We start from the raw sequence: 25,236 nt of genomic DNA on the forward strand, positions 1-25,236 counted from the left end.
ATGGCCAGCCTCGAACTCAAAAATGTCGTCAAGCGCTACAAGAGCCAGACGGTCCTCGACAATCTGTCGCTGAGCGTCGCCGACGGCGAGACGCTGGTGCTGTTCGGCCCGTCCGGCGCCGGCAAGACGGTGCTGCTGCGCATGGTTGCCGGCGTCATCGATCCCGACGAGGGCAAGATCCTGATCGGCGGCGAGGACATGACCGATGTCGACGCCGAGTTCCGCGGCGTCGGCATGGCGTTCCAGAACTTCGCGCTGTTCCCGCATATGAGCGCCTTCGACAACATCGCGACGCCGCTGCAGGCCAGGCACTCCTCGCAAGGCGCGATCAAGGCCGGCGTCGAGAGCGTCGCCAAGCTGCTCAAGATCGACCATGTGCTGAGCCACAAGCCGCGCGCGCTGTCCAACGGCCAGAAGCAGCGCACCGCGCTTGCTCGCGCGTTGGTCGGCTCGCCGCCGATTCTCCTGCTCGACGATCCCTTGCGCAATGTCGACGCCAAACTCCGCTTCGAGATGCGGCTTGAACTGCCGCGGCTCCTGCATGATCGCGGCGCGACCGTCGTCTACGTCACCCAGGACTACAAGGAGGCGATGGCGCTCGGCAACCGCATCGCGGTGATGTCGCAAGGCGTCATCCGCCAGCTCGGCACGCCCGAGCAGATCTATCGCGAGCCGGCCAATGTCGAGATCGCCAGGCTGTTCGGCGACCCGACCATCAATTTGCTCGACGTCAAGCCGGCGCGCGACGCCAAGGGCATCTATGTCGGCCTGTCGAACGTACAGGTCCATCTCGCCGGCGCCTATGAGGCGGCGGTCGGGCGCGACTGCGTTATCGGCCTGCGGCCCGAGGCGCTGAGTTTCGTCGGTGAGGCCACGCCCGGCGCCGTTCCTGTGACCGTCGAGGCCGAGACGCCGCTCAACGAAAAGATCGTCACCTTGGTGCGCACCGTGCGCGGCCGTGAAATCCTGGTTTCGCGCCCTGCTGGAACGCCGGGCCAGACCGAGGGCAAGGCGCATGTCGCCGTCGACGGCAAAAGCGCGCTGCTGTTCGATCATGCCAGCGGCGAGCGCATCGGCGCCAACAAGGTCGTCACTTTGCGCAGCGGAGAAGCGGCATGAGCGCCAGCGCCCTCACCATTTCCGGCGTCGACAAGTTCTACGGCCCGATCGACCGCGGCGTGCATGCGGTGAAGCAGCTGACGATGGAGATCGCCAGGGGCGAGATCGTGGCGCTGCTCGGCTCGTCGGGCTGCGGCAAGACCTCGACGCTGCGCATGATCGCCGGCTTCGAGGAGGTTTCGCGTGGCGAGATCGCCGTCGCCGGCCGCAAGGTGCACACGCTGGCGCCGGTCAAGCGCAACGTGGCGATGGCCTTCGAGGGCTATTCGCTCTATCCGCCGCTCACCGTGCGCGAGAACATGGCCTTCGCTCTCAAGGCGGCAAGGCTTTCGAAGAGCGACGTCGACGCCAAGGTCGCCAGCATCGCCAAGCTGCTCGAGATCGAGGACATCCTCGAGCGCTATCCGAGCTCGATCTCCGGCGGCCAGCAGCAGCGCGCCAGCCTCGGCCGCGCCTTGATCCGCGAGGCGGACCTGCATCTGCTCGACGAGCCGATGGGGCAGCTCGAGCCGCAGTTGCGCGCCGTGCTGCGTGGCCGCATCAAGCACTTCATTAAGGAGCGCGGCCTGACCGCGATCCTGGTCACCCACGACCAGACCGAGGCCAACGCGCTCGCCGACCGCATCGCGGTGATGGAAGGCGGCGTGCTGCAGCAGTTCGACACGCCCGACATGATCAAGCGGCGGCCGGCGAACCTGTTCACCGGCACCTTCGTCGGCGAGCCGCCGATGAATGTCTTCGAGGCCTTTGTCGGCACGACTGCCGGCAAGATCAGCCTGAAGCTCCCCGACGGGCTCTCGCTCGACTACGACAAGGATGCCTTCAGCGGCCCGGTGCGCGACCAGCTGCTCGCCCGCGAGCGTGTCGTCATCGGCGTCAGGCCCTACGCGGTGCGCCGCTCGAAGGACGGCGTGCCGGCCACCGTCTCGGCCAATCAATGGCTCGGCGACCAGACCCACATCGCCGCCGATTTTGCCGGCGGCTCGCTGGTGCTGGTCGAGCACGACCGCACCCGCCTCGAGCTCGGGGCGCCGATCAAAGTCAGCATCGATCCGAAGAACCTGCACGTCTTCGACCAGGCCGACGGCAAGGCGATTTCGCACGGGATGGAGCTTGCCTGATGCGGGATGTGCTGATCGGCATCGACGCCGGCACGTCTGTCATCAAGTCCGTCGCCTTCGACAGGGCGGGCCGGCAGATCGCGGCCACCGCGCTGGCGAATCGCTACGAAACGCTGCCGGGCGGTGGCGCCGAGCAGGACCTGGCGCGCACCTGGGCCGATACGGCGACCACCTTGCGCCAGTTGGCCGACAAGGTGCCGGACCTCGCCAGCCGGGTGATCGCCATCGCGGTGACCGGGCAGGGCGACGGCACCTGGCTGATCGACAAGGCCGGCGAACCGGTGGCCAAGGGCTGGCTGTGGCTCGATGCGCGCGCCGCCAGGATCGTCGAGGAGATCCGGGCACGGCCGGAGGACCGGCTGCGCTTCGAAAAGACCGGCAGCGGGCTTGCCGCCTGCCAGCAGGGATCGCAGTTCGTCTTCATGAAGCGAAACATGCCGGCCATGCTCGAGAGGGCCGCGACGGCGTTCCACTGCAAGGACTGGCTCTATTTCAAGCTGACCGGCGAGCGCGCCACCGACCCTTCGGAAGGGACCTTCACCTTCGGCGATTTCCGCACCCGCGACTACAGCGACGAGGTGCTCGACGTGCTCGGCGTCGCCGACCTCAGGCACCTTCTGCCGCCGATCGTCGACGGCACCAGGCACAGCGCCGGCCTGTCAAAGGCCGCGGCCGACGCGACCGGGCTCACCGCCGGCACGCCGGTCGTGCTGACCTATGTCGACGTGGTCTGTACCGCGCTCGGCGCCGGCCTGTTCGACCGCAAGCACAAGCCCGGCTGCACCATCATCGGCTCAACCGGCATGCATATGCGACTTGCCGAGACACCGGACGAGGTGCAGCTCAACGAAGCGAAGACCGGCTACACCATGACCATGCCGGCGCCGGGCGTGTTTGCCCAGCTGCAGTCGAACATGGCGGCGACGCTCAACATCGACTGGGTGCTTGGCCTCGCTTCCGGCATCCTCGCCTCGCAAGGCATTTCGCGCTCGAACGGTGAGATGATCGCGCTGGTCGATGACTGGATTTCGTCGTCCAAGCCGGCCTCGCTGATCTACCAGCCCTATGTGTCCGAGGCCGGCGAGCGCGGTCCGTTCGTCGATGCCAATGCGAGGGCCGGCTTCGTCGGCATCTCCTCCCGCCACGGCTATGCCGACATGGTGCGCGCCGTCTTCGAAGGGCTCGCCTTCGCTTCGCGCGATTGCTACGCCGCTATGGGCCCGCTGCCGCGGGAAATCCGCCTTACCGGCGGCGCGGCGCGCAGCCCGGCGCTGCGCAAGATCCTTGGCGCCGCCGTCGGCGCCGCCACCCGCACCAGCGAACGCGAGGAGGCGGGTGCCGCCGGTGCCGCCATGATCGCAGCGGTCTGCGTCGGCCTCTACCGGTCAATGGACGATTGCGTCGCCGAATGGGTCACCCCCCTGCTTGGCGAGGCCGAGCCGAGCGACCCGGAACTCGCCGCCATCTACGACAGGATGGCGCCATCCTACACATTGGCGCACGAGGCGCTGCGTCCGGTCTGGCGGTCGATGGCCGCGACCAAGGCAGATTGAGAAGTCGAGCATGCACAGGAAAATTGCGATCATCGGCGACCGTTTCATGCTTCCGGAGGTCTTTCGGACTGAGATCGAGAAGGCCTGCGGCAACAGCCTCGACATCCGCACGCTGGAAACCGCGTGGCCCGACGAGCCGATGGAGTTCGGCAACACCGCGCTCGGCCTCGACAAAGTCAAGGAGTATTTCGGCCATCCGGACGAGGTGGTCGATTTTGTCGGCGATGCCGAGATCCTGGTCACCCAGCTCGCTCCGCTCTCGGATGGAATGATGCGGCGCCTTCCGGCGCTGAAATTGGTCGCTGTGTCGCGCGGCGGACCGATCAACATCGACATGGCGGCCGCCAAGGCTCACGACATCCGCGTCGTCAACGTTCCAGGCCGCAATGCGAGCGCGGTGGCCGAATTCACCATCGGCGCCATCCTCGCCGAGACGCGGCTGATCCGCGTCGGCCACGAGGCCTTGCGCAAGGGCGAATGGCGCGGCGATCTCTATCGCGCCGACCGCACCGGCCGCGAGCTCAGCGAGATGACCGTCGGTGTCGTCGGCTACGGCAATATCGGCACCAAAGTGGTGCGCCTGCTGCGCGCCTTCGGCTGCCGCGTCCTGGTCTGCGATCCCTACGTGCAGCTGAGCGCGGACGACCGCAATGCCGGCGTCGAGCTGGTCTCGCTCGACGAACTTCTGTCGCGCTCCGACGTGGTCACCCTGCATTCGCGGGTGACCGCGGAAACCCGCGGCCTGATCAACAAGGACACCATCGCCGGCATGAAGCCCGGCGTGATCTTCATCAACACCGCGCGCGGGCCGCTGGTCGACTATGACGCGCTTTACGAGGCGCTGGTCGCCGGCCATATCGCCAGCGCCATGCTGGAAACCTTCGCGATCGAGCCGGTGCCTTCGGACTGGCCGCTGCTGCAGCTGCCGAATGTGACGCTGACCCCGCACATCGCCGGCGCCTCGGTGCGCACCGTTACCTACGCGGCAGAGCAGGTGGCCGAGGAAGTGCGCCGCTACATCGCCGGCCTGCCGCCGGTCAATCCGTGCTGACCGCCATGAAGCGTTGTGCAGAGGGTTCGGCGAGATGAGCGGCGACGGCGACATTGTCGACCTTTTCGTCATCGGCGGCGGCGTCAACGGCGCCGGCATCGCGCGCGACGCCGCCGGCCGTGGCCTGTCCGTCATCTTGTGCGAGAAGGACGATCTCGCCGAAGGCACCAGCTCGCGTTCGGGCAAGCTGGTTCATGGCGGCCTGCGCTATCTCGAATATTACGAGTTCCGCCTGGTGCGCGAGGCGTTGATCGAGCGCGAGGTGCTCCTGGAATCCGCGCCCCACATCATCTGGCCGATGCGCTTCGTGCTGCCGCACAGCCCCGACGATCGCCCGGCCTGGCTGGTCCGCATCGGCCTCTTCCTCTACGACCATCTCGGCGGCCGCAAGCGGCTGCCGCCCACCCGCACGCTGAACTTGCGCACGGCGCCGGAGGGCGCGCCGATCAAGGACGCTTTCAGACGCGGCTTCGAATATTCCGACTGCTGGGTCGACGATGCCCGCCTCGTCGTCATCAACGCGCTGGACGCGGCGGAGCGCGGGGCGAAAGTCTTCACCCGCACCGCTTGCACCGCCGCCCGCCGCGACAAAGGCCTGTGGTCGGTCGAGATGCGCGACGGCAGGACCGGCGTGAGGACCGCGGTGCGGGCGCGCGCGCTGATCAACGCCGCCGGTCCCTGGGTCAACGACGTCGTCAACCGCGTCGCCGGGCAGAACTCCAAGCGCAACGTCCGCCTGGTCAAGGGCAGCCACATCGTCGTGCCGAAATTCTGGGAAGGGCGGCAGGCTTATCTCGTCCAGAACAACGACAAGCGCGTCATCTTCATCAATCCCTATCAGAACGACCTGACGCTGATCGGCACCACCGACATTCCCTATGAAGGGCGGCCGGAAGACGTGGCGGCGGAGGAGAGCGAGATCGACTACCTGATCAAGGTCGTCAATCGCTACTTCAAGCGCGGGCTGACGCGCGGCGACGTCGTCTATTCCTTCTCCGGCGTCAGGCCGCTCTACGACGACAATGCCGACAATCCGAGCGCGGTGACGCGCGACTACATCTTCGAGCTCGATGCGCCGACCGGGCAGGCGCCGCTGCTCTCCGTCTTCGGCGGCAAGATCACCACCTTCCGCAAGCTCGCCGAGCACGCGCTCGACCGCATCGAGCCGTTCTTTCCGAAGATGGGCAAGGCGTGGACGTCCGGTGCGCATCTGCCGGGCGGCGACATCGCAAATGCCGATTTCGAGCAGTTCCTCGGCGATCTCGGCCGCGACTACCCCTGGATGCCGGCGTCGCTGCTCAAGCACTATGGCCGGCTCTACGGCACGCGCACCCGTTCAATCGTCGGCAATGCCGGATCGCTCGAACAGCTCGGGCGGCGCTTCGGCAAGGATTTCTTCGAGCGCGAGGCGAGCTACCTGTTCGAGCATGAGTGGGCGTCGACTGCTGCCGACATCCTGGACCGCCGCACCAAGCACGGCCTGCATCTCTCGGCCGCCGAGAGAGGGGCCTTCGAGGACTGGTGCGCCAACCGTTTGGCAAAGGCCGGCTGATGGCAGCTCGCATTGATCACGATGCCGTCGAATTGCAGGCGTTGCGTGTCCTGTCGGCCAGTGTTGGCGCCGATCCTCTGCTGGTCCAGGGCGCCGGTGGCAACACCTCGCTCAAGCAAGCCGGTGTGCTGTGGATCAAGGCGTCCGGCACCTGGCTGATGAATGCGGCGACAGCCGACATCATGGTGCCCGTGGAGCTGTCGCCCTTGCTCGATGCCGTCGCGCGCAAGGACCCGGCGGCCGAGAAGACCGCCGCATTCACGCTTGCCGAGCTCAACCCGCACCAGTTGCGGCCGTCCATCGAGACGACGGTGCATGCATTGCTGCCGCAAAAGGTCGTCGTCCATGTCCACTGCGTCGAGACCATCGCCATCGCCGTGCAGACCAATGCCGAGGCGCTGCTGGAGGAGCGTCTGCGCGGCCTCGACTGGGCCTTCGTGCCCTATCGCCGCCCGGGCCTGCCGCTGGCGCAGGGCATTGCCGAACGGCTGAAGCCGCGCACCGACGTCCTCGTCCTCGGCAATCATGGGCTGGTCGTGGCCGCCGACACAGTCGCCGAAGCAAACCTGCTGCTGCGGCGCGTTACCGGCCTGCTTGCCCGCGCGCCGCGCAAAGCGCCGGCGCCCGACCTCGACGCGCTGCTCAGGCTGGCCATGGGCAGCGATTACCGCCTTCCGGTCGCGGTCGAGGCCCATGCCGCCGCCACCGATCTCGCCAGTTGCCGGATCGTCGCGTCGGGCAGCCTTTACCCGGACCACGTCATCTTCCTCGGCATAGGCTCGGTGATCGCCGGTCCGAACGAGAATGCCGCTGCCGTGGTGGCGCGGACAACGGCCGGCGGGCAGCCGGCACCCGCCTCCATCCTTTTCCCGGGCAAGGGCATATTGATGCGCCGGGATGCCAATGCCGGCGCCGAGGCGATGGCGCGCTGCCTTGCCGATGTCGCCATCCGCGTCGATCCGACGGCGCGCGTCAACTATCTCAGCATCGAGGAGAATGCCGAGCTCCTGAACTGGGACGCCGAGAAATACCGCCAGGAGCTCAACCGGCGCGCCGGCAGCGTGCTGCAATGATTGCGCTTCATGCCGGCAGTTCGGGTGCGTGCGCCATCGATCGCCACGCCGTCGGGCAGGCCTGAACAGGAGACTGGAATTTGGCCTTCACGCTCTCCCTCAACACCAATCCGCTGGTCAACCGCTTTGCCGATCCGGACGACCTGATCGACGCCATCGCCTATGACATCGGCATAAGGGACGTCCAGCTCACACATGAATTCGTCAATCCCGGCTGGCCGGCGGCGACGATCGCCAAGTTCGTCCGGCTGTTCCAGGCAGCACTTGCCCGCACCGGCGTGCGCATCACGTCCGGCATGACCGGCCCCTATGGTCGGCTCAACCATTTCGGCCATCCCGATGCCGACGTGCGCCGCTACTATGTCGACTGGTTCAAGACCTTCGCCGCCATCTCGGCCGAGCTCGGCGCCAGCGGCATCGGCACGCAATTCGCGATCTTCACCCACAGGGACTACGACGATCCCGAACGCCGCGCCCGGCTGCTCGACATCGCGATGGAATGCTGGCGCGAGGTCGCCGATCATGCCAAGGCGGCTGGCCTCACCTACCTGTTCTGGGAGCCGATGTCGGTCGGCCGTGAATTCGGCCATACCATCGACAGCTGCCGCGCGCTGCACCGGGAGATCGAGGCAGCGGGCTTGGCCATCCCGCTGCAGATGATGGTCGACATCGACCATGGCGACGTCACCTCCAGCAACCCCGCCGACATCGACCCTTACGCCTGGGCCGAGGCCTTCCCGAAAGAGTCGCCGATCATCCACATCAAGCAGTCGTCGATGAACAAGGGTGGCCACTGGCCATTCACCGCCGCCTACAACAGGGATGGCCGCATTACTCCGGAGAAATTCCTGGAGACGGTGCGGCGCGGCGGCGGCACCGACAACGAGATCTGCCTGGAGCTGTCATTCCGCGAGCGCGAGCCGGTCGATCACCAGGTCGTCGCCATGATCCGTGAATCGGTCGACTACTGGACGCCGTTCATCGACGCCGGCAGGGCGGACCTGAGGCCGCGACCAAAATGAAAAAGGGCGGGAGCCGCTATGGCTCCCGCCCTTGAACTCTCGATCAGATGTAACTCAGCCGAACTTCGGATCGAGGCTGCCCGCCTTGTAGCGCTTGGCCATGTCCGACAGCGGGATCGGCTTGATCTTCGGCGCATTGCCGGCGGTGCCGAACTGCTCGAAGCGCTCCTTGCAGAGCTTCTTCATCGCCGCCATGGCCGGCGTCAGGTATTTGCGCGGGTCGAACTCGCTCGGGTTCTCGGTCAGCACCTTGCGGATGGCGCCGGTCAGCGCCATGCGGTTGTCGGTGTCGATGTTGATCTTGCGCACGCCGTGCTTGATGCCGCGCTGGATCTCCTCGACCGGAACGCCCCAGGTTGGCTTCATCTGGCCGCCGTACTTGTTGATGGTCTCCTGCAGATCCTCCGGCACCGACGACGAGCCGTGCATGACCAGGTGCATGTTCGGCAGGCGGCGGTGGATCTCCTCGATCACGTTCATCGCCAGCACCGCGCCGTCCGGCTTGCGCGAGAATTTGTAGGCGCCGTGGCTGGTGCCCATGGCAACCGCCAGCGCGTCGACATGCGTGTCCTTGACGAACTCCACCGCCTGTTCCGGATCGGTCAGAAGCTGGTCGTGGCTGATCGCGCCTTCGACGCCATGGCCGTCTTCCTGCTCGCCGCCGCCGCTCTCAAGCGAGCCGAGCACGCCGATCTCGCCTTCGACCGAGACGCCGCCCCAATGCGCCATGTCGACGACGCGGCGCGTGATGCCTGAATTGTAGGCGTAGTCGGCCGGCGACTTGCCGTCTTCCTTGAGCGAGCCGTCCATCATCACCGAGGTGAAGCCGTACTGGATCGCGGTGACGCAGGTGGCTTCGTTGTTGCCGTGGTCGAGATGCATGCAGACCGGGATGTCGGGGTGGATTTCGACCAGCGCGTCGATCAGCTTGGCAAGCACCACGTCATTGGCATAGGCGCGCGCGCCGCGGCTGGCCTGCAGGATGACCGGCGACTTGGTCTCCTCGGCCGCCTCCATGATGGCGAGGCCCTGTTCCATGTTGTTCATGTTGAAGGCCGGCACGCCATAGCCGTGTTCGGCGGCATGGTCGAGCAATTGTCTCAGTGTGATGCGAGCCACCCAATAGTCTCCCGTAACTGGTTTCGAATTCGGTTGCTGGCTGTTCGACCGTCGTCCAGCCCGCCGATGCTTCTGGCCGGAATCCCGGCGGACCGCAACCGTCCGGCACGTCGCAGGGAGCAATTCTTGTTACAGGTCGGCAATCTCCGGCAAAGGAAAATCCCACGCCATTGTCACATTATCACAGATATTATGATATGAATGCGATATCCGTTGTTATATATGGAAGAGCGACCAAAGCGCCCGGACGCTCGGAGGAACCGCGGAATGAAGAGCGACAGCCGCCGGCAAGGCGTCATGGATTTCCTAATGGAGGCCGGCACGGCCTCCGTCGAGGATCTCGCCGCGCGCTTCGGCGTCTCGAAGATGACCGTTCATCGCGACCTCGACGAGCTTGAGGAGAGCGGATTCCTGCGCAAGGTGCGAGGCGGCGCCTCGATCCAGCCGAGCGGCCTGTTCGAGAGCGATTTCCGCTACCGGCAAAAGCAGGCGGTCGGTGAGAAGCAGCGCCTTGCCGCCGCCGCCGTCGCCATGATCGAGCCGGGGCAGACGGTGATCATCGACGACGGCTCGACGGCGGGCGGCATTGCAGGGCACCTCGCCGATCTTCGCCCGCTGACCGTGATCTCCAACAATCTGGCCGTCATCCAGGACCTCGCCGGTGTTGGCGGCATCACGCTCATCGCGCTTGGCGGCCAGTACAGCAAGAAGTTCCACGGCTTCTTCGGCCTGCTCGCCGAGGAGACGCTGAAATCGCTGCGCGCGGACGTCGCCTTCCTCTCGTCCTCAGCCATCCACGGCGCCTCGGCCTTTCACCAGGACGAGGAGGTGGTGCAGACCAAGCGCCTCATGATGGCGGCCGCGGGGCGGAAATATCTGCTGGTCGATCACGGCAAGTTCGGCCGCACGGCGCTGCATTTTCTCACCGACCTCAAGGCGTTCGACGCGGTCTTCACCGGCAGCGAACTCGGCCAGCCCGTGCGGGACGAGCTGGAAGCCACAGGGGTTTCACTGACGGTTGTCGATGGCAAGGAATAGGGGAGCGGTACGCGTGGTCTACTGGGTCGGTACAAGCTGGAAGATGAACAAGACGCTCGCCGAGGCGCTCGCTTTCGCCAGGGCGCTGGCCGGCTTCGCGCCGGGGTTCGACCAGCGCATCCAGCCCTTCGTCATTCCGCCCTTCACGGCGGTGCGCGAGGTCAAGCAGGCGCTGGCCCCGACGCGCATCAAGGTTGGCGCCCAGAACATGCACTGGGCCGATGCCGGCGCCTGGACCGGTGAGATCTCGCCGCTGATGCTTGGGGATTGCGGCCTCGACCTGGTCGAGCTCGGCCACAGCGAACGGCGCGAGCATTTCGGCGAGACCGACCACACGGTCGGCCTGAAGACGGCGGCGGCGGCCAAGCACGGCCTGATCCCGCTGATCTGCGTCGGCGAAACGCTGGCCGAGCGCGAGAGCGGCAAGGCCGATGCGGTGCTGACCGCGCAGGTCGAGGGCGCGCTGCAATTCCTCGAAGGCGAGGCGAGGGGCGCAAAGATCCTGTTCGCCTATGAGCCGGTCTGGGCGATCGGCGACAAGGGCATTCCGGCCAGCTCCGACTATGCCGACAGGCAGCAGGCGCTGATCAAGACGGTTGCCGGCGGCCTGCTGCCTGCCGTGCCGCCGGTGCTCTATGGCGGCAGCGTCAACCCCGGCAATGCCGCCGAACTGATCGGCCAGCCAAACATCGACGGCCTCTTCATCGGCCGCTCCGCCTGGCAGGCGGAGGGCTACATCGACATCCTCCAGCGCGCCTCAGCCGCGATCTGACATCATCCGACCAGGAAAGGACACGACCATGAGAATAGCCATCGGAGCCGACAGCGCCGGCAAGCCGCTGCTCGACGTCATCGCCGCCCACCTCGCCACCAAGCCCGGCCTGACCGTCAGCGACCTCAGCCAGGCCGGCTTCTATGCCGACCTGTCGCAGAAACTCGCCCAGACCATCGTCGACGGCGAGAACGATCGCGGCATCCTGTTCTGCGGCACCGGCATCGGCGTCTCGATCTCGGCCAACAAGGTGCCGGGCATCCGCGCCGCACTCACCCACGACACCTATTCGGCCGAGCGCGCGGCGAAATCCAACAATGCCCAGATTATCACCATGGGCGCCCGCGTCATCGGTCCGGAGCTCGCCAAGGCGATCGTCGATACCTGGCTCGCCTCGGAATTCGACGAGAAGGGGCCGTCGGCCGGCAATGTTCAGGCGATCAACCGTTTGGATGCAGCAAAGGCCTAATTGAGACTGCTTCGCATCGCGCCGATGACGGTGACGGCCGAGGCAGCACCCGGGTCGATATGGCCGAGCGAACGCTCGCCAAGCCGCGAGGATCGGCCCTTGGCCGCGATCATGTCCTTGGTCGCTTCGGCGCCGCGTTCGGCGGCGGTCAGCGCGGCCTGCAGGCTCTCGGCCAGGCTTTTGCCCGCGGCATGCGCGGCGGCGGCCGCCTCGGCCGCCGGCTGCCAGGCGTCGATCATCGTCTTTTCGCCGATTTCGGCCTTGCCGCGATCCTTGATGCCTTGCGCCATCGCCTGGACCATGGCGATCACATCGTCTGCCGCCAGCGTCGCCTTGCCTTTGACGGCGGCGGCGGCGCGCATCAAGGCGGTCGCGTAAAGAGGTCCCGATGAGGCGCCGACGGCGTTGAGGAAGGATTTCGCCGCAGTGTTGAGCAGCGCCGTCGGCTCGATCGCCACAAGGTCGAGCGCGGCGAGCGCATCGCGCGCGGCATTGAAGCCGAGCGCCATCGCGATGCCGTGGTCGGCGTCGCCGATGACGCCGTCGAGCTGGCAGAGCCGGTCCTTGTCGGCCTCGATCGCCGCGGCGATGGCGACGAACATTGTCTTCAGCTCTGCCGTTCCGATGGCGGTCATGGACAGTCCCCTCAGCCGGCGCGGAACATGGCGCAGTCGCACGGATGGTCGAGCAGGGTCTGCAACTCGCCGTCGAGATGCTCCAGTGTCAGCGAGGCGCCAGCCATTTCGAGCGAGGTGCAGTAATTGCCGACCCAGGTCGCATGCACCGAGACGCCGATGTCGTCGAGCCGCTGCTTGACGCGCCGGTTCATGATGTAGAGCTCCATCAACGGCGTCGAGCCGAGCGAGTTGACCAACACCGCGACCTTGTCGCCACGCGACGGCGCCATCTCGGCAATGATCCTGTCCAGCATCTCGTCGGTGATCTCGTCAGCGGTCCTGAGCTTGCCGCGCGCGATGCCGGGCTCGCCATGGATGCCCATGCCGATCTCCATCTCGTCGGCGCCGATCTCGAAGTTCGGCCGCCGCGTCTGCGGCAGCGAGCAGGGCGACAGCGCCACGCCCATGGTGAAGGTGTGGTCGTTGGCCTTCCTGGCGATGCGCTCGACCTCGTCGAAGGAGAGCATGCGCTCGCAGGCAGCGCCCGCCGCCTTGAAGATGAAGAAATTGCCGGCGACGCCGCGCCGCTTCTGCCGCTGGTCGCGCGGCGCCGAGGCGACGTCGTCGGTGGTCAGCACCGTGCGCACCTCGATGTCGTCCATCGCCGCCATCTCGGCCGCCATGTCGAAATTCATCACGTCGCCGGCATAGTTGCCGTACATGAACAGGACGCCCGCGCCGCCGCTCACCGCCTTGGCGCATTCGAGGATCGGGTCCGGCGGCGGCGAGGCAAAGACATTGCCGATCGCCGCGGCATCCGCCAGCCCCTTGCCGACGAAGCCGAGAAAGGTCGGCTCGTGGCCCGAGCCGCCACCGATGACCAGCCCGACCTTGCCTGGCCGCGGCCCGTCGCGGGCGATGATCGAGCGCGGGCTGCCGTCCACGCTCCTGAGGTGGCGAGGATGCGCGGCCAGTATTCCTTCCAGCATCTCGTCGACGGAACGGTTGCCGTCGTTGATGATCTTCTTGGTCTGCACCGGCATCCTCCCGATCTCGGTTTTTTCGCGATATTAGAGGCTGTTACCGGGATTGCCACCCCGGCAACCGCGCCTCACGCCGCGATCTTTTCACGCGCCGCACTTATCTCAACGCAGGCCTTGGCCGCTTCCTTGCCCTTGACCTGGAAGTGCTCGAAGAAGAAGCGGTGGTGCTCGGCGCTGTCGTGATAATTGTGCGGCGTCAGCACCGCTGAAAGCACCGGCACGCCGGTCGCAAGCTGCACGGTCATCATGCCGCCGAGGACGGCGCCGGCGACGAAATCGTGCCGGTAGATGCCGCCATCGACGACGAAGGCGGTGCCGAGGATCGCGGCATAGCGGCCGGTCTCGGCGAGGGTCTTGGCATGCAATGGGATCTCGTAGGCGCCGGGCACGTCGAAGACGTCGACGGTGAAGCGGCCGCCGCCGAGAACGGCAAGCTCCGCCTCGAACGCCGTCACGCACTGGTCGACGATGTCGGCGTGCCAGCGCGCCCGTATGACGGCAACGCGGCGGATTTCATAGTCTTTTGGGGAATGCTGATTCATGGGTCCATCCTTCCGTTTCGAACCAGAATCAGGACGCACGATACGAAAACCCGGCCCGCGCGAGCGGCCCGTCCTTCCGTTCGTTCTCTTTCATCCGGACTGTGACCGTCGGCTCCGGAATCACACCGGATCTGCTGACCTTCCCTTCCGGGAAGCGCTCGCGGGCTTGAGCCGAGGCTCTTACCGCCGGTGGGGACTTTCACCCCGCCCTGAGAACTTTAACGGTGAAGCTATGGAGGGGGAGGGCGGCGCTGTCAATTAGCGCCGTCGCCGCAGCTGCCAATCTCCCTCCTTGTGGCTAACCACGCTCCGGGAACATCGCCTTCAGCCCTTCGCGCGAGGCCTTGGCGACGCCGCGCTCGGTAATCAGGCCGGTGACAAGCCGCGCCGGGGTCACGTCGAAGGCCGGGTTTGCCGCCGGCGTCGCTTCCGGCGAGACGCGCACCTGGGCGATCTCGCCCTTGGCGTTCTTGCCCCAGACCAGCGACACCTCGTCGCCGGAGCGTTCCTCGATCGGGATTTCCGCGAGCCCGTCGCCCACCGTCCAGTCTATGGTCGGCGAGGGCAGCGCGACATAGAAGGGCACATCATTGTCGGAGGCGGCCAGCGCCTTGAGATAGGTGCCGATCTTGTTGCAGACGTCGCCGTCGGCGGTCGTGCGGTCGGTGCCGACGATGACCATGTCGATCTGGCCACGCTGCATCAGGTGGCCGCCGGCATTGTCGACGATCAGCGTGTGCGGCACCCCGTGCCCGGCCATTTCCCAGGCGGTCAGCTGGGCGCCCTGGTTGCGCGGCCTGGTCTCGTCGACATAGACGTGGACCGGAATGCCGGCTTCGGTCGCCAGATAGATCGGCGCGGTGGCGGTGCCGTAGTCGACGGTCGCCAGCCAGCCGGCATTGCAGTGGGTCAGGATGTTGACTGTCTCGCCCGGAGCTTTTCGCGCCGCGATTTGCTTGATGATGGCAAGCCCGTTCTCGCCGATGGCGCGGTTCAGCCCGACATCCTCGTCGGCGATCTCCGCTGCGCGCTTGTAAGCGGCCTCGGCGCGCTCGGCCGGCGGCAGCGGCTTGAGAACGCGCCGCATCTCGTCCAGCGCCCAGCGCAAATTGATCGCCGTCGGCCGCGTCGCGTGCAATGTCTCCCAGACGGCGTCGAGCGCCGCATCCGACGGGTCGCCTTCCATCTGGATGGCTACGCCATAGGCGGCAGTGACGCCGATCAGCGGCGCGCCGCGCACCCACATGTCTCGGATCGCAGTGGCGATGCCGGCAACGGTGCCGATCTTCTCGATGCGGAACTCATGCGGCAGCCAGCGCTGGTCGATGATCTCGACCGAGCGGCCGTCGCCGCTCAGCCAGATGGTGCGGTAGTGGCGCTCGCCGACGTTCAAAGGCTGCTCTCCTGTTCGATCCGCGCGGCCAGATTGTTGACCTCGTCGATGCCATGGATCTGGCGCCGGTTGACGGCGATGTGGCGGCCGAACTTCAGCGCCTTCGCCTCGCATGTGGCGCGCAGATTCTCATCGGCAATGGCCTCGAAGTCGGCATTGTGGGCGAGGCCGAGGATACGCCGGTGCACCTCGATGCCGGCAAAGCCGAGCAGGTCGGTCCAGATCGAATGGAGCATATGGTCGAGCGCCTGCTCGGCGCCGAGCCGGTCGCCCTGATCCTCGAACAGGCTTCTGTGGTAGAGCATGCCGGTGCGCTCGGTCCGCCACAGATGCGAGAACTCGGCGCGGAACACAGCCCAGGTCTCGGCGGTGACCCCAAGCAGATAGGCGCGCATGGCGTCGCGTTTTTCCGTCTGCTCATGGCCGCGCTGCGAGAAGAACGACATCCAGAAATTGGCGAGCAGCATGCCGACGTCGAAGGCGATCGGTCCGTAGAAGGCGAACTCCGGATCGATCATCCGGGTTTCTGTGTCGGTCACCATGATCGAGCCGGAATGCAGGTCGCCATGCAAGAGCGTCTCGGCATTGGCGGCGAAAAGATGCTTCAGCCGCTGCGCCTCGACCTTGAGATCGCGGTCGGCGCGCAGCTCGGCGACCAGGCCGTCTAGCTGCGGCGACGTATGCCGGTTCAGCTTGGCGTCGAAATAGGGATCGGTGAACACCAGGTCCTCGGTGATGCCGCAGAGCTCGACATTGTCGACGAACAGCGCCAGATCGGCTTTGCGGTCCCTGGTCGGCATATGCAGGTCGGAGCCGCGGAACAGGGTGCGGGCCATGAACAGGCCGATGTCGCGGGCGATGTTCGGCAGTTGCCGGCCTTCGATCAGCGCACGCCGCAGGATGATGTGCGGCGGCGCCAGGTATTCCATGACGATCAGCGCCTGGGCCTCGTCGAAATGGTGGATTGCGGGCACCGAGCCGGGCGCTCGGCGCTCCTGCCTGGTCAGCGCGTGATACTCGAAGAAGGAGCGCTTCAGCGGCAGCGGCCAGCTGTCGCCGACCAGCCGCACATAGGGCAGGGCCTGCTTGACGACGACCGCGCCTTCGGCGCCCTCGACGATGAACACCAGGTTGAGATTGCCGTCGCCGACCTCACGCACCTTCCAGCGCCGGGCATCCTTGCCGATCTGCGCGGTGACGGCCTCGTTGGCGCCGAGGCGCGCCGGCAGCGTTTCGACCGATAGTGCTTCGAACGGCAGTTTCTGCGTCATCATCATCCTCTCGCTTATGCGCTCCGAACATAACGGAGGCATGGCGGCGGGGCCAAGCTAGGAAGCAAGCTGGCAATTGTCAATCGTGTTGACAATTGCCGATATAGCCCATAGCGTCTGTGTCAGGGAGGAATGAATGGGCACTGGTGCCGTGTTCCGCGTGGACGGCCTGAGGAAGTCCTTTGGCCATATCGAGGTGCTTGGCGGCATCTCGCTCGACTTGCATGCGGGCGAAGTCACCGTGCTGATGGGCGCCAACGGCGCCGGCAAATCCACCCTGGTCAAGATCGTCAGCGGCGTTTACGAGCGCGGCGTCGGCATGATGCATCTCGCCGGCGAGGACTTCGCGCCGAACACGCCGGCCGAGGCGATCCGCGCCGGCGTCGTCACCGTGCATCAGAACATCAATGACGGTGTCGTCGCCGACCTCGACGTCGCCACCAACCTGACACTCGACAGGCTGACCGGCAGCGGCGCGCCGACTTTCTTCAATCCGGGCCGGGTGCGCCGCGAGGCCAGGGCCGTCGCCGATCGCATGGGGCTCGCCATCGACCTCAAGGCCCGCGTCAGCGACCTGTCGCTGGCAGACCGCCAGATGGTGGCGATCGCGCGGGCCATGGCGCACCGGCCGAAGGTGCTGATCCTCGACGAGCCGACCTCGTCGCTGTCCAGCGCCGAAGCCGACCGGCTGTTCCAGCTGATCGACCGGCTGCGCGAGCAGAGCGTGGCGATCCTCTACATCTCGCACCGCATGTCCGACATCCGCCGCCTTGCCGACCGCATCGTCTCGATGCGCGACGGCGTGGTGAGCGGCGTGTTCGACAACAAGCCGCTCGACTATGAGGGCGCCGTCAACGCCATGCTCGGCCGCAAGATCCATCTCGACCGGGTGGTCGCGAGAAGCTCGGCGCGTGCCGTCTTCACCGCGGAAGGCCTGCGGATCGCGCAAGGGTCGAAGCCGATCTCGATGACGCTCGGCGCCGGCGAGGTGGTGGCGATCACCGGCTTGGTCGGCGTTGGCAAGACGGCCTTGGCCGAAACGCTGTTCGGCGTGCGCCGGCCGCTCGCCGGCGTCATGACCATGGACGGCAAGCCCTATGCGCCGGCCTCGGCCGGCGAAGCGATCGCCGCCGGCGTCTTCCTCGTCGCCAAGGACCGCGCCACCAGCGGCATCGTCGGCGGCTTCAACATCGAGCGCAACATCAGCCTGCCCTTCCTCAAGCGCCTGTCAGGCTTCGGCATCATGAAGCGCCGCGCCGAACGCGGCATCGCACGCCGGCAGATCGACGAACTCGCCATCGTCTGCCGTTCGGAGCGGGACGAGCTTTCCACACTTTCGGGCGGCAACCAGCAGAAGGTGATGGTCGGCCGCTGGATGTCGCAGGATGCAAGACTGTTCATCCTCGACGAGCCGTTTCAGGGCGTCGACATCTCGGCCAGGCGCGACATCGCCGCCAAGCTGCGAGCCAGCGCCGACGGCCGCGCCACGCTGCTCTTCGTCACCGAGCTCGACGAGGCGCTGGAGACGGCCGACCGCATCCTGGTCATGTCGGAGCAGACGATCGTCGGCGAACACAGGAACGAAGACGTCGATCTCGAGCGGCTGCTTGCCGAAGTGGCGGGCGGCCCGCTGCACAGCGCGGCGTGAGAGCATGGACAGGAATGGAGCAGGCATGCGTTGGACTGACACGGCAACGGCGCCGGAGAGCGCTGCATGACGGTGCGTGACCACGCCATCCGCTACGGCTTCATCGTCCTTCTGTTCGGCCTGATCGCCTATTTCGCGGTCGCCGCCGACGGCTTCGTCTCGCCGCAAAGCGCGGTCTTCATCTTCCAGTCCGTCGCCATCACCGGCGTGCTGGCGCTCGGCGTCACCGCCACCTTGGTGGTCGGCGGCTTCGACCTGTCGATCGGCTCGGTCGCCACCAGCGCCATGATGGCGGCCGCCTATGTCATGGTGGTGCTGGAACAGAACGCCGTCGTCGCGGTCGTCGTCTGCCTGCTGATCGGCGCCGCCGTCGGCCTGATCAACGGCTGGCTGATCGTCTATATGCGGGTGCCCGACCTGCTGGCCACGCTCGGCATGATGTTCCTGCTCGTGGGCCTGCAGCGCATCCCGACGGAAGGCCGCTCGATCGCCACCGGCATGACCATGCCCGACGGCTCGGTCGCCAACGGCAAGTTCGGCGAAGCCTTCCTGGCGCTCGGCCGCCATCGCTTCGATTTCTTCGTGCCAAACCTCGTTCCCGTGTCGGTCGTGGTGCTGATCGTGCTGGCGCTGCTGATCTGGTTCTTCCTCGAATACACGCGCTTCGGCCGCATGATGTATGCCGTCGGCAGCAACGAGCGCGCGGCCGAGCTCGCCGGTGCGCCGGTCAAGGCCTACAAGATCTGGGCCTACGTCATTTCGGGCGTCTTTGCCTCGATCGGCGGCATCCTGCTCGCCGCCCGGCTCGGTCGCGGCGACATCGCCTCCGGCAACAATCTGCTGCTCGACGCGGTGGCCGCCGCGCTCATCGGCTACGCGGTGCTTGGCGCGGCCAAGCCCAACGCCTTCGGCACCGCCGTCGGCGCGGTCTTCGTCGGCGTGCTGCTGCAGGGCCTGACGATGATGAACGCGCCTTACTACACGCAGGATTTCGTCAAGGGCGGGGTTCTCGTCGTCGCCCTTGTCTTCACCTTCGCCCTTTCCGGCAGGGGCAGGAGATAGGTTCGACCGGGGCATATTTTCGAGTTCAACAAAGTGGAGGAAACAAAGTGAGCATCACAAGAAGACTTTTGGGGAAGGCGGCGCTCGGGTTGGCTGGCGCCGCGCTGCTGATGCAGGGGACTGCGATGGCCGCTGACATGCCTGTGCCTTTCGACAAGCCGGGCGTCAAGATCGCGCTGGTTCGCTATCTCTCGACCGGCGACTTCTTCCAGGCCTATCTCTCCGGCGTCGAGGCGCAGGCCAAGGCGCTCGGCGTTGACCTGCGCGTGCTCGACAGCCGCCAGGACGCCGCCCTCCAGGCCGACATGGTCGACCAGGCCATCGCGCTCGGCGTGCAGGGTATCATCATCCAGCACGGCCTGACGGAATCGATGAAGGATGCCGCCCAGCGCGCGGTCGATGCCGGCATCAAGGTCGTCGCCTTCGACGTCAATGTCGAGAACCCGAAGATCCCGCAGATCGAGCAGTCCGACCGCGACCTTGCCCGCCTCGCGCTGGAGCAGGCGGTCACCGACAATGGCGACAGCTGGAAGGCCGGCTATGTCTACGTCGCCGGCATCGCGCCGCTCGACCGCCGCAACGAGACCTGGGTCGACGTCAAGAAGAAGCATGCCGGCATCGACGAGGTCGCCATGTTCGGCACGCTCGACAATCCGATTGCCAACTCGGTCGCCAACCAGGCGCGTTCGGTGCTGTCGGCGCATCCCGACATCAAGGTGATGTTCGCCCCCTATGACGAATTCGCCAAGGGCGTGAAGATCGCCGTCGACGAGGCAGGCATGAACAAGGCCATCAAGATCTATTCGGCCGACATCTCGACCTCGGATATTTCGGCGATGCGCGAGCCTGACAGCGCCTGGGCCGCCACCGCCGCCACCAACCCGGCCGTCGTCGGCCAGGTCTCGGTCCGGGCGCTGGCGCAGCTGCTTGCCGGCGAGGATCCCGGCCACAACGTCATCGTGCCGCCGACGCTGATCACCCAGAAGGAACTCATCGACAAGGACATCAAGAACATGGAGGACCTGTCGGCCAAGCTGCCGCAATTCGCCCATGCCGATGTCGCCATGCCCGCCTGGATGCCCAACCCGAACGCCAAGTAGTTCTGGTCTAGGCGAAAGGGGAGCCGTCGACCCCCACTCCGTCGAGCTTCGCTCGACACCTCTCCCCCGATCGACGGGGGAGAGGAAAGGCGCGACCTCAATCAGATGGCACCTTCCTCTCCCTCCGGAGGGGGGAGAGGTGGCGCCGCGAAGCGGCGACGGAGTGGGGGACGGCGCTTCTGAAATGCGCACTCGCCGAAAAACAGGCACAACCCAGCAAGCACGAAGACTCAGGTCGGCAGCTAAACCCAACCCTCAGCCCACTCTTCCGGCGCGCGCCAGCCCGTGCGCCACCAGCCGGTCGATGACCTCCGGGTAGCTGACGCCGCTTGCCGCCATCGCCTTGGCGTACATGCTGATATCGGTGAAGCCGGGAATGGTGTTGAGCTCGTTGATCAGGAACGTCATGTCCGGCATCAGGAAGAAGTCGATACGTGCCATGCCGTCGCAACCGACGGCCCTGAAGGCCCTTGCGGCCATGTCGCGCATCGCCTGCTCGACTTCCCGCGGCAGTTCGGCCGGCACGATCAATGCCGCGCCGTTCTCGTCGATATACTTGGCATTGTAGTTGTAGAAGCCGTGGCTTTCCGCCGGCACGATCTCGCCCGGCCGCGAGACGAAGAGCTTGCCCGCGGAGTCTTCCAGCACGCTGAATTCGATCTCGCGGCCACGGACGAATTCCTCCGCCAAGAGCTTGCGATCGTGCTGGAAGGCTTCCGCAAGCGCTCGATCGAATTCCTGGCTGGCATTGACCTTTGCGACGCCGACAGACGAGCCCTGCCGCGCCGGTTTGACGAAGAGCGGCAGGCCGAGCTGGTCTACCAGCACGGCAAGCGATGGCGCCGAACCTTCCTCAATAGTCACCGACCGCGCGACTGGCAGGCCGGCAGCTTTCAGCAGCCGCTTGGCGATGTCCTTGTCGAGCGCCGTTGCCGAGCCGAGAATGCCGCAACCGGCAAGCGGCACCTGCGCCACTTCCGCCAGCCCCTGCACCGCGCCGTCCTCGCCATGCAGCCCGTGCAGGACGGGAAACAGGATGTCGATATCTGGCAGCGCGTAGGGCGCGCCCTCGGCCGGGACCGCCAGCATGCGCCCGTGTCCGCCCGGCACCAGGCAAACCTCCGTGCCACTTGAAGGCGTCGCCAGCGCGCCACCCTCGAAACGGCTGAGCAGCCATTTTCCTTCGCGGGTGACGAAGATCGGAACGGCATCGTACTTCGCCGGCTCCAACGCCCGCATGACATTGGTTGCCGAGAGCACCGAAACTTCATGCTCGGCCGAACGCCCGCCAAAGAGGACGGCAATACGCAGCCTGTTCGCGGTCACGACTATCTCCACCTTGCGAAGCCGTTCAAGGCATAGATTGAAGCGGAATTTCGGCAACCGCTTCAGACCGGCGACAGTTTCCAGCTCGTGGCGGCGAGGTCGCTGATTGTCGAAGTCGCCGCCGGCCCTCTGAACCCCTGCATGACGGCAGGGGTTCATGGCAGGGGTTGTCGCTAGCGCAGCGCCGCCGCGATGTTGCCGCCGTCGACGGTCGTCACGTCGGCGGTGGTCCGGTCGGCCAGCGCCTGGTGCAGGAAGGCCTGCGCCACGTCCTCGGCCGTTACTTCCTGGCCGAGCAGATTGCCGGACATGTATTCCTTCTCCGACACGCCGCGCGCGCCCGAGCGGCTGGCGATCATGGCGTCGGTCAGAAGACCCGAGCGGATGCGGTCGGCGTTGACCGCGTTCGAGCGGATGCCCTGCGCGCCGTAGTCCAGCGCATATTGCCTGGACAAGAACAGCGTCGCCGCCTTCGGGATGCCATAGGCGCCGAACTTCGGCCCCGGGTTGATCGCCTGCTTGGACGTGTTGAACAGGAGCACGCCGCCGGTGCCCTGTTCCAGCATGATGCGCACGGCATTCTGCGCCGCCGACTGGTGGGCGAAGAAATTGAGCTCGAAGCTCTTGCGCAGCGTGGTGTCATCGAGCTCGCCGATGCGGCCTTCCCAGGCCGCGCCCGCATTGGAGACCAGGATGTCGAGGCCGCCATAGACCGCGACCGCCCGGTCGAATGCGGCGCGCAGTTCGACGGGATTGGTGATGTCGGCGCCGACGCCGATCGAGCCGTTTCCGGCCTTCTTCGCCGCTTCCGCGGCCTTGGCCGGATCGAGGTCGACGATGACGGCATGCGCGCCATTGTCGGCGAACAGCTTCGCCGTCGCCGCGCCGATCGCGCCGGCGCCGCCGGTCACCAGCACCACCTGGCCGGTCAGCGGCTTCGGCTTGTTGGAGGCGAGCTTGGCCTGTTCCAGCGACCAGTATTCGAGCGGGAAGAGATCGGCCTTGGACAGCGGGTGGAAATGGCCGACGGCCTCGGCGCCGCGCACCGCCTCGATCCACATCTCGCCGACATCGGAGGCGATTTTTGCGTCCTTCAGCGTGCGGCCGTGGCCGAACATGCCGAGGCCCGGCACCAGCGTCAGGCGCGGCATCGGATCGAGCATGGTGCGCTTGACGTCGTCCAACGCGTCATTGGTCTGGAAATAGGCGCGGTAGTCCTTGGCGAAGGTCTCGACATGGTTGCGGATGACGGCTTTGTAGTCGCCGATCTTGTCGGCGTCCGGCGCCGGCACGGCCATCGGCCCGGTCTTGATGCGGATCGAGAGATCCGGCGTCGAGACACCGCGCCCGGCATAGTCGGCGATGCTGGCCGAGTTGATGAAATCGACGATCGCATCCGAAGTGCGGAAGTCGCTGATCATGCGGTCGAAGCGGCCCTCGCCGCGCGCCACCGCGACGGCGCCGCGCAGCGCGGGCGCGATATCGGACGGTCTGGCGAGCTTCGCCGGCAGCGCCGCCTTGACCGTCTTCGGCTTGCCGTTTTTGGCGACATAGTCCTCGGCGACCGTCACATGGTGGATCATCCGGTCATAGGCCTGCCTGGCGTCGTCGCCGAAGGTGAAGATGCCGTGCTTGTCGAGGATCAGGCCTTCGACGCTTGGATCGGCATCGAAGACGTCGCCCGCCGCCTTCGCCAGGTCGAAGCCTGGCATGATGTAGGGCACGTAGCCCATCTTCTCGCCGAACACTTTCCTAACCAGCGCCTTGCTGTCTTCCTGGTCGACAATGGCGAGGACGGCGGTCGAATGCGTGTGGTCGACGAATTTGTGCGGCAGGAAGGCGTGCAGCAGCGTTTCGACCGACGGATTGGGCGAGGCGGGATCGATGAGGTTGGCGCGTTGCAGCGCCACCATGTCTTCGTCGGAAAGCCTCTCCAGCGCGCGCGCCTTGAGCAGCGCGCCCATCTTCACCGCCGGCAGGCCCTGCGGCTCGATGACGGCCATGTCCCAGCCGCTGCCCTTGACGCAGAGCACGTCCCACTCGTCGCCGACAAGATCGGTGGCCTTGATCTTGCACGACGTGTTGCCGCCGCCATGGAGCACCAGCCGCGGCTCGCCGCCGAGCAGCCGGGTCGTGTAGACGCGCAGCGCGAGGTCGCGGCCGACGCCCTTCTTGGCATAGTCGGCAACCATCTTTTCCGCGTCGCCGTCATTCCACAGGTTCTTCATGTCGCTTCGTCCGCTTTCATGTCTTTGATTGCTGTGAACAGGAATGCCGCGACGCTTTGATGACAAGGCGCCGGCGGCGAGGGTTGTTTGTCTAGGAGGCCTTCTTGGTCACCGCTCCGGCATGGTCCAGCAGCCGCTGCGCCACGCGCGCGCCGACAACCAGATGCGTGCAGAGCCCGCCGGCGAGCGCGGCAAGCAGCGGCTCGAACTTGCTGTCCTCCTGCACCACCATCAGCCGCTTTTCGATGGCGCCGAGCGAGCCGAGTTCGGCGGAGATGACCCGGCGGTTGTAGCTGCAATCGAGCGCCTCGCCGGCGGCATCGATGATCTGTCCCGCGATCACGCCGGCGGCGCCGGCGTTGCGAAGCACTTCCATTTCGCTCACCGTCAGCGCGCCGCATTTGACGACATGGCTGTCGGCGTCGACGGTGCCGACTGAAAACAGCGCGAGGTTGCAATCGCTGATGCCTGCCAGTTGCTCGCGGATCACCGGCTCGGCGCGCAGGGCCCGCGCCAGCTCTTCCGTCGACAGCACCAGCGGCGCGTAGAAGTTCAGCCCCTTGGCGTTGAGCCGCCGGGCTATTTCCATCGTGCACTGGTCGGGCCGGTAGGAATAGGGCGCCCCGAGGTTGCCGCAGAGCTGTACCACCGTCACGTCCTGCAGGTCTGCGAAGGACATGATGTCCGCGATGGTGTAGACGGTGCGGCCCCAGGCGACGCCGATGCGGTCGCCCTTCTTGACCAGCTCGAGAAAGACGCTGGCCGCGAGCACCGCGATGTCGGTCGACGGATCGACGACATAGGCGTTTTCGGGCGCGATCCAGACGGCGTCGAGCTTCAGCGCGTCTTCCAGTCGGCGCGCCAAGACGTCGTCGGTGAAAAGCTGGGTCGAGGTTGAGATGTTGACGATGCCGGTCTCGCGGGCCTTGCGCAGATACATGGCGACCGAAGCGCGCGAAATCTTGAGCTGGTTCGCCACTTCGTCCTGGCGCAGGCCATGGGCGTAGTAGAGCCAGGCGGCCTTGTGGATAAGCTGTTCTGCCGGTCGGATCGCCATGCCATCTCCTCGGCTGACATTATTCACGGCTCTCGACAAAAGTCAAACCGAGCGGAGGTA

Annotated in this window: 22 protein-coding genes and 1 riboswitch; of the genes, 13 read left to right on the plus strand and 9 right to left on the minus strand. The window is 66.1% G+C overall.

From position 1 onward, the window contains the following. The 7 genes from EN846_RS05560 to EN846_RS05590 all read left to right on the plus strand — a co-directional run bounded on the left by EN846_RS05560 (window position 1) and on the right by EN846_RS05590 (window position 8,491). Window positions 1-1,119, plus strand: a complete 1,119-nt coding sequence (locus EN846_RS05560; protein ID WP_127392156.1) for an ABC transporter ATP-binding protein — start codon at window positions 1-3, stop codon at window positions 1,117-1,119. Further along, window positions 1,116-2,240, plus strand: coding sequence for an ABC transporter ATP-binding protein (locus tag EN846_RS05565; RefSeq protein ID WP_127392155.1), 1,125 nt, complete (start codon window positions 1,116-1,118; stop codon window positions 2,238-2,240). The genes EN846_RS05560 and EN846_RS05565 overlap by 4 nt, the downstream gene beginning before the upstream one ends. Further along, window positions 2,240-3,793, plus strand: coding sequence for an FGGY-family carbohydrate kinase (locus EN846_RS05570; RefSeq protein ID WP_127286816.1), 1,554 nt, complete (start codon window positions 2,240-2,242; stop codon window positions 3,791-3,793). Before EN846_RS05565 ends, EN846_RS05570 begins: the two co-directional genes overlap by 1 nt. Before the next feature lie 10 nt (window positions 3,794-3,803). After that, the gene (locus EN846_RS05575; RefSeq protein WP_127392883.1) at window positions 3,804-4,844 is read left to right on the plus strand and encodes a 2-hydroxyacid dehydrogenase; all 1,041 of its coding nucleotides are present in this window, start codon (window positions 3,804-3,806) and stop codon (window positions 4,842-4,844) included. A 34-nt stretch (window positions 4,845-4,878) separates the two neighbouring features. Then, window positions 4,879-6,396, plus strand: a complete 1,518-nt coding sequence (locus EN846_RS05580) for a glycerol-3-phosphate dehydrogenase (protein ID WP_127392882.1) — start codon at window positions 4,879-4,881, stop codon at window positions 6,394-6,396. Next, window positions 6,396-7,469 carry a class II aldolase/adducin family protein gene (locus EN846_RS05585; protein ID WP_135858519.1) on the plus strand — a complete coding sequence of 358 codons (1,074 nt, stop codon included), beginning with the start codon at window positions 6,396-6,398 and terminating at the stop codon, window positions 7,467-7,469. The genes EN846_RS05580 and EN846_RS05585 overlap by 1 nt, the downstream gene beginning before the upstream one ends. Before the next feature lie 80 nt (window positions 7,470-7,549). Next, entirely contained in the window at window positions 7,550-8,491 is a 942-nt protein-coding gene (locus EN846_RS05590; RefSeq protein WP_127287349.1) for a TIM barrel protein, read from the plus strand. Window positions 8,492-8,545: 54 nt separating this feature from the next. Here EN846_RS05590 and fba read toward each other — a convergent pair whose 3' ends face one another. Further along, window positions 8,546-9,610 carry a class II fructose-bisphosphate aldolase gene (gene fba, locus EN846_RS05595; RefSeq protein ID WP_127392880.1) on the minus strand — a complete coding sequence of 355 codons (1,065 nt, stop codon included), beginning with the start codon at window positions 9,608-9,610 and terminating at the stop codon, window positions 8,546-8,548. A gap of 267 nt (window positions 9,611-9,877) precedes the next feature. Here fba and EN846_RS05600 point away from each other — a divergent pair, with 267 nt between their 5' ends. The 3 genes from EN846_RS05600 to EN846_RS05610 are packed head-to-tail and all read left to right on the plus strand — an operon-like array spanning window position 9,878 to window position 11,889. Next, the gene (locus EN846_RS05600) at window positions 9,878-10,648 is read left to right on the plus strand and encodes a DeoR/GlpR family DNA-binding transcription regulator (protein ID WP_127285482.1); all 771 of its coding nucleotides are present in this window, start codon (window positions 9,878-9,880) and stop codon (window positions 10,646-10,648) included. Further along, window positions 10,635-11,420 carry a triose-phosphate isomerase gene (locus EN846_RS05605; RefSeq protein WP_127285483.1) on the plus strand — a complete coding sequence of 262 codons (786 nt, stop codon included), beginning with the start codon at window positions 10,635-10,637 and terminating at the stop codon, window positions 11,418-11,420. The genes EN846_RS05600 and EN846_RS05605 overlap by 14 nt, the downstream gene beginning before the upstream one ends. Before the next feature lie 28 nt (window positions 11,421-11,448). Next, a complete protein-coding gene (locus EN846_RS05610; protein WP_127285484.1) occupies window positions 11,449-11,889 on the plus strand; it encodes an RpiB/LacA/LacB family sugar-phosphate isomerase in 441 nt (146 codons plus the stop codon). Here EN846_RS05610 and dhaL read toward each other — a convergent pair. The 5 genes from dhaL to mtnK all read right to left on the minus strand — a co-directional run bounded on the left by dhaL (window position 11,886) and on the right by mtnK (window position 16,755). Further along, complete coding sequence (gene dhaL / locus EN846_RS05615) at window positions 11,886-12,524, minus strand: dihydroxyacetone kinase subunit DhaL (protein ID WP_127285485.1); 639 nt, start codon at window positions 12,522-12,524, stop codon at window positions 11,886-11,888. The two genes, EN846_RS05610 and dhaL, sit on opposite strands and share 4 nt — an antisense overlap. An 11-nt stretch (window positions 12,525-12,535) precedes the next feature. Further along, window positions 12,536-13,549, minus strand: a complete 1,014-nt coding sequence (locus tag EN846_RS05620) for a dihydroxyacetone kinase subunit DhaK (protein WP_189379608.1) — start codon at window positions 13,547-13,549, stop codon at window positions 12,536-12,538. 68 nt (window positions 13,550-13,617) lie between these two features. Further along, entirely contained in the window at window positions 13,618-14,091 is a 474-nt protein-coding gene (locus tag EN846_RS05625; protein WP_127393997.1) for a 6,7-dimethyl-8-ribityllumazine synthase, read from the minus strand. Window positions 14,092-14,169: 78 nt separating this feature from the next. Then, window positions 14,170-14,312, minus strand: a riboswitch (FMN riboswitch). A 77-nt stretch (window positions 14,313-14,389) separates the two neighbouring features. After that, window positions 14,390-15,484, minus strand: a complete 1,095-nt coding sequence (gene mtnA, locus EN846_RS05630) for an S-methyl-5-thioribose-1-phosphate isomerase (protein ID WP_127393998.1) — start codon at window positions 15,482-15,484, stop codon at window positions 14,390-14,392. After that, window positions 15,481-16,755 (minus strand): S-methyl-5-thioribose kinase, encoded by a 1,275-nt coding sequence (mtnK, locus tag EN846_RS05635; RefSeq protein WP_128346294.1) that lies wholly within the window; start codon window positions 16,753-16,755, stop codon window positions 15,481-15,483. The genes mtnA and mtnK overlap by 4 nt, the downstream gene beginning before the upstream one ends. Window positions 16,756-16,891: 136 nt before the next feature. On the opposite strand from mtnK, the gene EN846_RS05640 reads away from it, so the two are divergent. The 3 genes from EN846_RS05640 to EN846_RS05650 all read left to right on the plus strand — a co-directional run bounded on the left by EN846_RS05640 (window position 16,892) and on the right by EN846_RS05650 (window position 20,565). Then, complete coding sequence (locus EN846_RS05640) at window positions 16,892-18,403, plus strand: sugar ABC transporter ATP-binding protein (protein ID WP_127393858.1); 1,512 nt, start codon at window positions 16,892-16,894, stop codon at window positions 18,401-18,403. Between the two features lie 66 nt (window positions 18,404-18,469). Beyond that, entirely contained in the window at window positions 18,470-19,465 is a 996-nt protein-coding gene (locus tag EN846_RS05645; RefSeq protein ID WP_127285490.1) for an ABC transporter permease, read from the plus strand. A 47-nt stretch (window positions 19,466-19,512) separates the two neighbouring features. After that, entirely contained in the window at window positions 19,513-20,565 is a 1,053-nt protein-coding gene (locus tag EN846_RS05650; protein WP_127393859.1) for a substrate-binding domain-containing protein, read from the plus strand. Between the two features lie 255 nt (window positions 20,566-20,820). Here the strand turns inward: EN846_RS05650 and EN846_RS05660 are convergent, their stop codons facing one another. The 3 genes from EN846_RS05660 to EN846_RS05670 all read right to left on the minus strand — a co-directional run bounded on the left by EN846_RS05660 (window position 20,821) and on the right by EN846_RS05670 (window position 25,176). Then, window positions 20,821-21,897: a D-alanine--D-alanine ligase family protein gene (locus EN846_RS05660; protein WP_127394141.1), complete on the minus strand. Its 1,077-nt coding sequence runs from the start codon at window positions 21,895-21,897 to the stop codon at window positions 20,821-20,823. A gap of 167 nt (window positions 21,898-22,064) precedes the next feature. After that, window positions 22,065-24,119 (minus strand): bifunctional aldolase/short-chain dehydrogenase, encoded by a 2,055-nt coding sequence (locus tag EN846_RS05665; RefSeq protein ID WP_128346293.1) that lies wholly within the window; start codon window positions 24,117-24,119, stop codon window positions 22,065-22,067. Window positions 24,120-24,210: 91 nt separating this feature from the next. After that, window positions 24,211-25,176: a sugar-binding transcriptional regulator gene (locus tag EN846_RS05670; RefSeq protein ID WP_127392308.1), complete on the minus strand. Its 966-nt coding sequence runs from the start codon at window positions 25,174-25,176 to the stop codon at window positions 24,211-24,213. Window positions 25,177-25,236: the final 60 nt, after the last annotated feature.

This window comes from Mesorhizobium sp. M4B.F.Ca.ET.203.01.1.1, assembly GCF_004791025.1.
Classification (GTDB): domain Bacteria; phylum Pseudomonadota; class Alphaproteobacteria; order Rhizobiales; family Rhizobiaceae; genus Mesorhizobium; species Mesorhizobium abyssinicae.